Source organism: Pseudomonas sp. GM18 (genome assembly GCF_000282195.1).
GTDB lineage: Bacteria > Pseudomonadota > Gammaproteobacteria > Pseudomonadales > Pseudomonadaceae > Aquipseudomonas.
Genome location: NZ_AKJT01000121.1, coordinates 1 through 9,698, shown reverse-complemented (window position 1 = coordinate 9,698; position 9,698 = coordinate 1). Strand labels below are relative to the sequence as shown.

At 60.5% G+C, this 9,698-nt stretch carries 11 protein-coding genes; 9 read left to right on the top strand and 2 right to left on the bottom strand.

Going from position 1 to position 9,698, the window contains the following annotated elements; genetic code table 11:
* The 4 genes from PMI21_RS29970 to PMI21_RS02480 form a co-directional block, all read left to right on the top strand.
* Positions 1-222: hypothetical protein (locus PMI21_RS29970; protein WP_238541243.1), on the top strand; the 222-nt coding region annotated here is incomplete at its 5' end.
* A gap of 49 nt (positions 223-271) precedes the next feature.
* Complete coding sequence (locus PMI21_RS02470; protein WP_007941584.1) at positions 272-877, top strand: SCO family protein; 606 nt, start codon at positions 272-274, stop codon at positions 875-877.
* A complete protein-coding gene (locus PMI21_RS02475; protein WP_007941583.1) occupies positions 877-1,365 on the top strand; it encodes a copper chaperone PCu(A)C in 489 nt (162 codons plus the stop codon). Before PMI21_RS02470 ends, PMI21_RS02475 begins: the two co-directional genes overlap by 1 nt.
* 166 nt (positions 1,366-1,531) lie before the next feature.
* Positions 1,532-2,458: a bifunctional 5,10-methylenetetrahydrofolate dehydrogenase/5,10-methenyltetrahydrofolate cyclohydrolase gene (locus PMI21_RS02480; RefSeq protein ID WP_033064243.1), complete on the top strand. Its 927-nt coding sequence runs from the start codon at positions 1,532-1,534 to the stop codon at positions 2,456-2,458.
* A 57-nt stretch (positions 2,459-2,515) separates the two neighbouring features.
* Here PMI21_RS02480 and PMI21_RS02485 read toward each other — a convergent pair whose 3' ends face one another.
* Positions 2,516-3,034 (bottom strand): SgcJ/EcaC family oxidoreductase, encoded by a 519-nt coding sequence (locus tag PMI21_RS02485; RefSeq protein WP_007941580.1) that lies wholly within the window; start codon positions 3,032-3,034, stop codon positions 2,516-2,518.
* A gap of 170 nt (positions 3,035-3,204) precedes the next feature.
* Between PMI21_RS02485 and PMI21_RS02490 the strand changes: the two genes are divergently transcribed.
* The 4 genes from PMI21_RS02490 to PMI21_RS02505 are packed head-to-tail and all read left to right on the top strand — an operon-like array spanning position 3,205 to position 7,821.
* Positions 3,205-4,389, top strand: coding sequence for a sensor histidine kinase (locus tag PMI21_RS02490; protein ID WP_007941579.1), 1,185 nt, complete (start codon positions 3,205-3,207; stop codon positions 4,387-4,389).
* Positions 4,386-5,036: a response regulator gene (locus PMI21_RS02495; protein WP_007941578.1), complete on the top strand. Its 651-nt coding sequence runs from the start codon at positions 4,386-4,388 to the stop codon at positions 5,034-5,036. The genes PMI21_RS02490 and PMI21_RS02495 overlap by 4 nt, the downstream gene beginning before the upstream one ends.
* Complete coding sequence (locus PMI21_RS02500; RefSeq protein WP_007941577.1) at positions 5,033-7,360, top strand: ATP-binding protein; 2,328 nt, start codon at positions 5,033-5,035, stop codon at positions 7,358-7,360. Before PMI21_RS02495 ends, PMI21_RS02500 begins: the two co-directional genes overlap by 4 nt.
* A complete protein-coding gene (locus PMI21_RS02505) occupies positions 7,357-7,821 on the top strand; it encodes a response regulator (protein ID WP_007941576.1) in 465 nt (154 codons plus the stop codon). Before PMI21_RS02500 ends, PMI21_RS02505 begins: the two co-directional genes overlap by 4 nt.
* On the opposite strand, the gene PMI21_RS02510 is transcribed toward PMI21_RS02505, so the two are convergent.
* The gene (locus PMI21_RS02510; RefSeq protein WP_007941575.1) at positions 7,798-8,718 is read right to left on the bottom strand and encodes an alpha/beta fold hydrolase; all 921 of its coding nucleotides are present in this window, start codon (positions 8,716-8,718) and stop codon (positions 7,798-7,800) included. The genes PMI21_RS02505 and PMI21_RS02510 overlap by 24 nt on opposite strands.
* Before the next feature lie 285 nt (positions 8,719-9,003).
* On the opposite strand from PMI21_RS02510, the gene PMI21_RS02515 reads away from it, so the two are divergent.
* A complete protein-coding gene (locus PMI21_RS02515) occupies positions 9,004-9,687 on the top strand; it encodes a glutathione S-transferase family protein (protein ID WP_007941574.1) in 684 nt (227 codons plus the stop codon).
* Positions 9,688-9,698 lie beyond the last annotated feature (11 nt).

Below are 9,698 nucleotides of genomic sequence, written 5' to 3'. Positions count from 1 at the left end.
GCTCGACAGCTGCTACAGCGAACGCAGCCTTCGGCAGCTGCTACGAAGAGCGCGTCGCTGCTTAACTTTCCGGCATTCGGGCAAGCATTGCCTTCAGCAGCATCGAGTATTTGTATTTTTACGTATATCGAGGCCGCGACCTTTTGGCGCATGCCGGCGGGCCATCGATTAAGCGCCACTGGGCAACAGTTTGTTAACATCCTTGCGCTTTTTTTCGTCTGATTGATCAGCCACTGTAGATCCCCGATCGCTACACAGGATGCTTTTGTTCATGAGTACGTTGTATACCCGTCGCACGGTCCTGCGCGGCATGAGCCTGCTGAGCCTCGGCCTGCTCGCTGGCTGCGATGACAGCAGCAAGCTGTCGTTCAAGTACGGCAAGGACCTCAGTGACAAGATCATGGGGCGTACGTTCAAGCTCAAGGACGCCCAGGGCGAATCCCGGATGCTGACCAGCTATCGGGGCCTGATGCCGATGGTTTTTTTCGGTTTTACCCAATGTCCGGCGGTCTGCCCGACGACGCTGGCCCGTGCGGCACAGGCGAAAAAACTGATGGGTCGCGATGGCGAACGCCTGCAAGTGATCTTCATCACCCTGGACCCCGAGCGCGATAAGCCGCAAATGCTCGACGCCTACGTCAAGGCCTTCGATCCGAGTTTCGAGGCGCTGTACGGTACGCTGGAAGAAACCGCCGCCACCGCCAAGGAGTTCGGTGTGTTCTATGAAAAGATCCCGAGCGGTTCGACCTATACCCTCTCCCACACCGCGACCAGCTTCGTTTTCGATTCCCGAGGCAATTTGCGCCTGGGGCTGTCCGCGTCCCTTACCGCTAAAGAGTGTGCAGAAGACCTGCTCACCGTCATGGAGGTCTGCTGATGACTTCGATTTGCGCACCACGTATTAAACAGCTGGGTATCAAACAACTGGCCCTGGGCCTTTCCCTGATTGGCATGGCCTGGCAGGTGTCCGCTCAAACCCAGGTCAACGACGCCTGGGTCCGCGCGACGGTGGCTGGCCAGCATTCGACCGGTGCCTTCATGACCCTGCAGGCCGACAGCGATAGCAAACTGCTCAGCGTGCAGTCGCCGGTAGCGAACACCGTGCAAATTCACCAATCCAGCATGAAAGACGATGTGATGAGCATGAGCCAGGTCGAGTCCGTCGCGCTGCCGGCCGGCAAACCGGTAAGCTTCGATCCCCATGGCTATCACATCATGTTGATGGATTTGACGGCCCAGGTTAAGGAAGGCGACAAAGTGCCCCTGACCCTGACCGTGGAAAACGCCAAGGGCGAAAAAGAGACGATCAAGGTTGACGCCGAGGCTCGGGCGCTCGGCATGCATGATCACAGCAAGATGCATTGAGAGGCTCAATCCCTGCCTGTCTGATCACCGGTGTTCCGGTGGCGTTCGCCTGCCCTCACCTGATAGCCTGAGCACCCTTGCCTGCATGTCTCTGATGGGTCATCGGCGCGCGAAGACGCCGCGATGATCACTTCACCCCCATTCAATCAAGACAACGGTGACACTTTTGATCAGCAGCACCCCTGCATTTGCCCGCGATATCGACGGCAAAGCCATCTCTGCCAAGGTCCTCGACGAGGTCCGGGAAGAAGTTCTGGCCCTCGCCGGCCAACAGATCTACCCCGCTCTGGCGGTCTTGTTGGTCGGCGACGACCCGGCCAGCCATGTGTATGTGCGCAATAAACTGCTGCGCGCCAAGGAAGTCGGTATCCGCTCCCTTGAATACCGCTTGCCGGAAACCGCCAGCCAGGCCCAGGTCCTGGAACTGATTGCACAACTCAATGCCGATCCCGCGGTGAACGGCATCCTGGTGCAACTGCCCTTGCCCGCCTCTATTGATGAGCAGGCGGTGATTCATGCCATCGACCCGATCAAGGACGTGGACGGTTTTCATCGGGAAAACGTCGGCGGGCTGGTGCAAGGCATTGAGGTTCTGACCCCGTGCACGCCCAGCGGCTGCATGCGTCTGTTGCACGAAACTTGCGGTGCTGACTTGAGCGGCTTGCACGCGGTGGTCATCGGCCGTTCGAACATTGTCGGCAAACCGATGGCGACCTTGCTGTTGCAGGCCGACTGTTCGGTCAGCGTTGTGCATTCGCGCAGCGTCGATGCCCCGGCATTGTGCCGGTTGGCGGATATCGTGGTCGCGGCGGTGGGTCGGCCGGGGTTGATCGACGCCAGTTGGCTCAAACCCGGCGCGGTGGTGATCGATGTCGGCATCAACCGCATCGCCGACGAGTCCGGCGAGCGTCTGGTGGGCGATGTCGACTACGCCAGTGCCCGTACTGTCGCCCGTGCGATCACGCCGGTGCCCGGTGGCGTCGGGCCGATGACCATTGCTTATCTGCTGAAGAACACCTTGATCGCCAGCCGCTTGCAACGCGCCGCACAGGCCCGCGGGCAGCAGCCTGTGGACGACCAGGCGTTGAACTGAGCACAACGCACACGGCCCACTTGAAAGTGGGCCGTGTCGGTCTGGCACATCCTCTGTTTATTTCCCGGCGTGCAACACCTGCGTTTGCGGCATCGCCGAAGAGTGGTGGTTGAGAATCTTCCACTGACCACCCACCTGCTCATAAACGAAGGTGTAGCGCGCCTGCACCTGACGGGTCTTGCCATCGGCTTCGGTCAACGTAAAGGTGTAGACGCCACTGTCCATGGCCACGTTGGCGCCCAATGGGCGGATCTCACGGAAGTTGATCTGGCCTACCGGCTTGAGCGCCATGAAGTGATCGAAGTAGTCCTTGATCTGTGCCGGCGTGGTGCGCACCTGATTGGAAACCGTTGGTTGCAGCACCGCATTCGGCGCATACAGGTCGACCACGCTCTGAACATTGCCGCTCTTCAACGCGCTGTTCCATTGGTCAAACAGGGCGGCGATTTCACGATCCTTCACGTTGGTGGGTTGCTGCGCCACGCTACTGTAAACGTAAGGCACCGCTTCCAATGCCTGAGCCAACGGGGCGGTCAGGGCGAACAACAGGGCGATGGTTGAGGTCTTGAATTTCATTGCGCTATTCCAATGATGGTCGATGGGCACACTGTGCCGCCCGGAACGCGGCCCGCCATCGGCCAACCGGAGCCATTTGCCTATGCCATTCGGCAGATAGCGCCCTGCCCTGTTAACAAGGTTTAATGACGCCCCTGCCCGAACGGGCGTGCCTGCGCCGGAACCTGCCCATGCAAAACCCTGATCATGACCCCGGTAGCGCCCTGGCCATTCGTACCCAGTATCGGCAATCGCAAAGTCGCGCCGCGCGGCTGCGACTGCTGGTGGATACCGGCCAGGAACTGACGCAACTGGATCCCGAGGCCATGCGCCAACGGGTGTTGCAACGGGCCTGCGCCTTCCTGGCGATGGACCACGCACTGCTGCTGGAATGGGACGCGGATGCGCAGGTCAGGATTACCGCCAGTCACGGCAGCCGTGATCGCTTGCACAGCCTGGAACGCCTCGCCGATACCGCGATGTGCGCACCGCAATGGCAGGAACAGCCAAGCGCGGATCTGCCCAATGTGTTTCGGGTGCCTTTACTCGGTGGCGATGGCGCCGCCTTCGGTGCGTTGGTACTGGCCAACAGCGTCAGCATCAGCGCACCGGACACCGAAGATCTCGAATCCCTGCAATTGCTCGCCACCCTGCTGGCCGCGCACCTGGAAAACCAGCGCTTGCTCGACGCATTGGTGACCCGCGAGCGCACCATGTCCGATCTGGTCCACAGGCTGTTCCGGGCACAGGAAGACGAACGTAAACGCATGGCCTACGACCTGCACGACGGCCTGGCACAAACCCTCGCCGGGCTGCATCAGCGCCTGCAAGGTTTTGCCGGTCGCTGCCCGCCATTGCCCGACGAACTCGGTGCGGACTTACAAACGATTCTTGCACTGGCCCAGCATTGCGTCGGAGAAGGCCGGCAATTGATCCGTGGCCTGCGCCCGACGGTACTCGACGATTTCGGGTTGCTGAAGGCGGTCGACAAAGAGGCCGATCGTCTGCGCGAAGCGGGGATCAAAGTGAACTGGAATGCGCGTTGCGAAGCACGTTTGCCCAGCCAGGTGGAAATCGCCCTGTTCAGGATTGCCCAGGAAGGCATCAACAATATTCTCAAACATGCGCAGGCCAGCCACGTTGTGCTGGCGCTGGAACTGCACGATGGACAAGCCTCGCTGCGAGTGGACGACAACGGCCAGGGGTTTGCCATGGAACAACCCCTCGACACCTGCGGCGCCCGGCACCTGGGGCTTGCCGCGATGCAGGAACGCGCGAGCCTGCTGGGCGGTGAGTTCTCGTGCCTCAGCCATGCGCACGGCGGAACGCAACTGCGCGCCACCGTCCCCTCTGGCCTGAATGGAACCCCTCAATGACTGACGCTATACGACTGGTGGTCGCGGACGATCATGAAGTCACGCGCACCGGCTTCGTCTCGTTGCTCGCCGGCCTGACGCAATTCGAAGTGGTCGGCCAAGCGTGCAATGGCCAGGAAGCACTGGATTTATGTGAACGTCTTTTGCCCGACATCGTGATTCTCGACATCCGCATGCCGGTGCTCAACGGGCTGGGCGCGGCACGTCTGCTTCAAGAGCGCCTGCCGAGCCTGAAAGTGATGATGTTCACCATGGACGACAGCCCCGATCACCTTGAGGCCGCCATGAACGCCGGCGCCGTGGGCTATCTGCTCAAGGATGCCAGCCGCCACGAAGTGATCGATGCGTTGCAACGTGTCGCCGCCGGCGAGCAAGCCCTCAACAGTTCAGTCAGCGCGCAGTTGCTGCGCCGTCTGACCGAGCGCAACGCCAGCGGCGGCGCCCCCGTCACCCTGACCCCACGGGAACGCCAGGTGCTGGGGTTGGTGGCCAGCGGCATGAGCAATCGTGAAATCGGCGAAAAACTCGGCATCACCACCGGCACGGCCAAAGCCCACGTGGAGCGGGTCATCGGCAAACTCGGCGCCGCTGACCGCACCCAGGCCGCTGTGCGTGGCATTGCGCTGGGCCTGGTGACCCAGTCATGAAAGCTTCAAACGCCCGCCGCTGGGCCGATCTGCCGTTACGCGGCAAAGCCCTCGTGGTGATTTCCCTGCCGCTGGTGATTCTGTTGCTCTCGCTGGTGCTGATCTACACCACCGAACGGCAGACCGCGCGCGCGGAAGAAGACGTGCGCCGCGTGCTGCTGGTGCAAGGCGATATTCAGGCGGTGCACACCCTGCTCGCCGAGGCCGCCGCCAGCGTGCGCGGCTATCTGCTGACCCATCGCGAGGATTTCCTCCCGGGTTACCGACAGGCCAAGCCCTTGATCGAGTCGGCCCTGCAGCGGCTCGACCGCAACGTTCGCGATCAGCGGGTGCGTAAACATCTGGAGGCGATCACGCCGCTGATCGACACCAAGGTCGAAGGTCTGGTTGAACTGCTCGATGATCGCAACGCAACCCCAGAGTCGATCACCACGATCCTGATCAACAACAAACATGTCCTCGACGAATTACGCGAACGCATCAGCGCCATGCGCACCCTTGAGGACACCCTGCTGGCCGAGCGCACCGCAGCGGCGGCCTCCACTCGACAGCGCCTGTTGTTCTCCACCTTGCTGGCCGCCGTTTGCGGGCTGTTCGGCGCCATTGTCGCGGTGCTGTTTCTGTCCAAAGGCATCGTCGCCCGGGTGCAGCAGGTTCAGGGCAACGCCCAACGGCTGGCACTCGGTCAGCCGTTGTTGCCGCAACCGCCGGAGAACGATGAGATCGGTCAATTGGGCACGCGCCTGGTCGAGGCCGGGCTGTTGCTGGCCGAACGTGAACGGGCCTTGCGCGACAACGAAGAACGCCTGCGGCTGATCATTGACGGGGTGAAGGACTACGGCATTTTCGCCCTCGACACACGAGGCTTCGTCACCAGTTGGAATGCCGGCGCTGAACGAATCAAGGGCTACACCGAACAGGAGATCGTCGGCCAGCATTTCTCGGTGTTTTATCTGCCACAAGAATGTCCGCAGCATCCCGACATGGCGCTGCGCGAAGCCACGCGCAATGGTCATTACATGGAAGAAGCCTGGCGTTGCCGCAAGGATGGCAGCCGCTTCTGGGCCAGTGTGGTGATCACCGCGCAATACGACAGCAGTGGCGCCCTGCGCGGGTTCTCCAAGATCACCCGCGACATCACCGATCGCCGTGCCGCCGAGATCGCGCTGAGTACCGCACGGGAAGAAGCGGAGCGCGCCAGCCGCGCTAAAAGCGAGTTTCTGTCGCGCATGAGCCACGAACTGCGTACCCCGCTCAACTCGATTCTCGGCTTCGCGCAACTGCTGGACATGGACTCGCCCAAAGGGCAGCGGGCGCAGATCGGTCACATCCTGCGGGCCGGGCAACACCTGCTGACCCTGATCAACGAAGTGCTGGACATCGCCAAGATCGAAGCCGGGCGCCTGCCACTCAATGTTGAAGCCGTACCCCTGGCGGTGGTGCTGCAAGAAGCCCTGACGCTGGTTTCGCCCATGGCCTGCGACGCCGGCATTCAACTGGTCGAACTGCCGATGCTGGCCGCCGACAGCGGGATCGTCGCCGATCGGCAACGGCTGGTTCAGGTGCTGCTGAACCTGTTGTCCAACGCGATCAAATACAACCGGCCCCAGGGTCAGGTGCACATTGAGGTCAGGGTTCATCAACAACGAATTGCGGTATCGGTCTGCGACACCGGCAAGGGCATTGCTGCAGATCGGCAGGACCAACTGTTCAAGCCGTTCGAGCGCCTGGAGACCGACCCGAACGTGGAAGGCACCGGTTTGGGCCTGGCGTTGAGCAAGAGTCTGCTGGAAATGATGAACGGCAGCCTGACCGTCAAAAGCCAGCCCGGCAACGGCTCCAGTTTCACCCTGGAGCTGCCCTTCGAACGCTTGCAGTCAACCACTGAACCACCAGCGGCGCTGATCAGCCCGCCAACGGCAACGCCCGCCCTCGCCGCCCCCGATTACCAGGGCAAAGTGCTGTGCATCGAAGACAATCTGTCGAGCCTGGCCCTGATCGAAACCCTGCTGCAGCGACGGCCACACATCCAGTTGCTCTCAAGCATGCAGGGGCAAATGGGCCTGGACCTGGCCCGGCAACATGCACCGCAGCTGATTTTGCTGGATGTGGCGCTACCGGATCTTGATGGTTTCAACGTTTTGCAGCGCTTGCGTCTGTCATCCAGTACCCGCGCCACACCCGTGCTGATGATCACCGCCGATGCCAGCGACCTCACTCACCAGGCCTTGCTGGAAGCAGGAGCGACCGCGGTGCTGACCAAACCGATTCACATTCCTTCATTCCTCGCCCATCTTGACCAGCACCTACCGGAGCCCGTGTGAACACCGACCTGCGCATTCTGATCATCGACGACCAACGACCCAACCTCGATTTGATGGAGCAGTTGCTTGTCCGCGAAGGGCTGACCAATGTACTGAGCAGCACCCAGCCGCTACGAACCCTGGACCTGTTCAATAGCTTCGAGCCAGATCTGGTCATTCTCGACCTGCACATGCCGGAGTTCGACGGCTTTGCTGTACTCGAACAGCTCAACCGACGCATCCCGACCGGCGAATACCTGCCGATCCTCGTGCTCACCGCCGACGCCACCCGCGATACCCGACTGCGTGCGCTGGCCCTGGGCGCCAAAGACTTCATCAGCAAGCCATTGGACGCCCTGGAAACCATGCTGCGGGTCTGGAACCTGCTAGAGACCCGCGCACTGTATAAAGCCCTGCGCACGCTGGTCCCTGCGGATCAGATCGAGTTGCTGCGTCAGTTACGGCCGCAGCCAGTTAGCTGATTGCAGGGGTGGAATCACTGACGATTTGCCGCTGAAAGCCAGGTTGCGTGGCTGGCTCGGCGTCCTCACGGCTGGCGGCTGCAGAAAGCCCAGCAAGGCCCGCTGCGTGTCATGCCAGGCCGTGGGGTGTTCCATGTCGAGGAAGTGCCCGGTGTTCTCGATGGTCTGAAACTGAGCCTTGCGGGTATGCGCCGCAAACAGACGGGCGTCTGCCACCGAGGTGTACTCATCCCATTCACCGTTGATAAACAGCAGCGGGACTTCGATGGCATCGGCACAGGACACGTAGCAGTGAGTGTCCTGGGTCAGCACCTCATTGACGTGAAAATGCATCTGCTTGTATTCGTGTTCGTCCAGGCTGCTGACATGGCGCTCATTGAAACGCTTGAACAACGACGGCAGGTGCTTGCCGATCGTGCTGTTGATCAACCGCCCGACATTGCGACGATCACACAGCTGGAGAAAGTGCCGGCCGCTCTCCAGATACTCGCGCATCGGCGTGTTGATCCGCGCGGCGAATGAACTGATCACCGCCTTTTCGATCAGCCGCGGCCGCTGAGCCAGTGCCAGCAAGGTCGCAGCCCCGCCCCAGGAAAAGGACAGCACATGCTGCGCGTGAAAGTGCTCGATCAATTCCAGCAGGATCGCGGCCTCCTCTTCCTTGCGGATCGGTTGGCCATGCAGGTTGTGTTGTTTCGATTGACCGGCGTAGGGCTGATCGTAGAGGACCACATTGAATCGTGGCCGCAGGTAACGCACCGTTTGCGCAAAGGATGCGGTCGTTGCCAGCGAGCCATTGACCAGAATGATCGTCTTGTCAGCAGCGGCGTTGAGATAGTGCTCGGTATAAACCTTGTACTTCTTACCAATCTCGACGATGGCAGTTTTCGGCATCATTTCATTCTATTCCTTGAACAAATTGGACCAGGCACACAGCGTGGTCGACTATCCGGCTTCCTCCGGGCAAGCCTGACAGCACAAACCAGCGACAACGGTACAAGGGCGCTGAGATGAACGCCATGACCAATGAGTCACAACCCGACCAGCGGTTTCCAGTTAAGCAGGAATTCTTCCGTGTGCAAGCTCGCACGCTTGAAAGTGGCTGCCCAGACGCTCCGCTGGCATCAGCCTATGCTTGTAGATTGCCCCACCCTTTTCATCTGCCTGACAAGGAGCTGAAAAATGTCGCTGACGCTTTACTACCATCCGCTGGCGTCGTACTGCCACAAAGTACTCATCGCGCTCTACGAAAACGGCATCGAGTTCGATAGAAGAATCATCGATCTCACGGATGCTGCCGACCGTGCAGAACTTCAGGCATTGTGGCCAATCGGAAAGTTTCCGGTACTTCGCGACCCTGCTCGCCAGTGTGATCTACCTGAGTCCAGCATCATCATCGAGTACCTGGATCGCCTGTATCCAGGTGCACAGCGCCTGGTTCCGGATGATTGGGAGACCGCGTTGGAGGTGCGGTTATGGGACCGGTTTTTCGACAATTATCTACAAACGCCGGTCCAACAGATTGTCAGTGATCGGCTACACGCGACCAACGGTGATTTGACCAGAGAACGGGCCACGCTTGCGACGGCGTACAGCATGCTCGAGCGACGTATGGCGTCCAGAATCTGGGTGGCCAGCCCGGACTTCAGCCTGGCCGATTGTGCCGCCGCCCCGGCGCTGTTCTATGCCTGCACACTGGTGCCGTTCCCCGACGACTACCAGCACCTGAGCGCCTATTTCGACCGGTTGATACAGCGACCGTCATTCCTGCGGGTGATCGACGAAGCCAGGCCCTGGTTTTCGTTCTATCCGTTTGCGGATTGCCTTGCACAACGGTTTCGTGAGGCGCCGGATAATGATCTGTAGCAGCTGGCGAA

Coding starts and splice junctions, on each gene's coding strand:
- PMI21_RS02470 (WP_007941584.1), top strand. CDS start 272: ATGAGTACGTTGTATACCCGTCGCACGGTCCTGCGCGGCATGAGCCTG.
- PMI21_RS02475 (WP_007941583.1), top strand. CDS start 877: ATGACTTCGATTTGCGCACCACGTATTAAACAGCTGGGTATCAAACAA.
- PMI21_RS02485 (WP_007941580.1), bottom strand. CDS start 3,034: ATGAAATTCAAGACCTCAACCATCGCCCTGTTGTTCGCCCTGACCGCC.
- PMI21_RS02490 (WP_007941579.1), top strand. CDS start 3,205: ATGCAAAACCCTGATCATGACCCCGGTAGCGCCCTGGCCATTCGTACC.
- PMI21_RS02495 (WP_007941578.1), top strand. CDS start 4,386: ATGACTGACGCTATACGACTGGTGGTCGCGGACGATCATGAAGTCACG.
- PMI21_RS02500 (WP_007941577.1), top strand. CDS start 5,033: ATGAAAGCTTCAAACGCCCGCCGCTGGGCCGATCTGCCGTTACGCGGC.
- PMI21_RS02510 (WP_007941575.1), bottom strand. CDS start 8,718: ATGATGCCGAAAACTGCCATCGTCGAGATTGGTAAGAAGTACAAGGTT.
- PMI21_RS02515 (WP_007941574.1), top strand. CDS start 9,004: ATGTCGCTGACGCTTTACTACCATCCGCTGGCGTCGTACTGCCACAAA.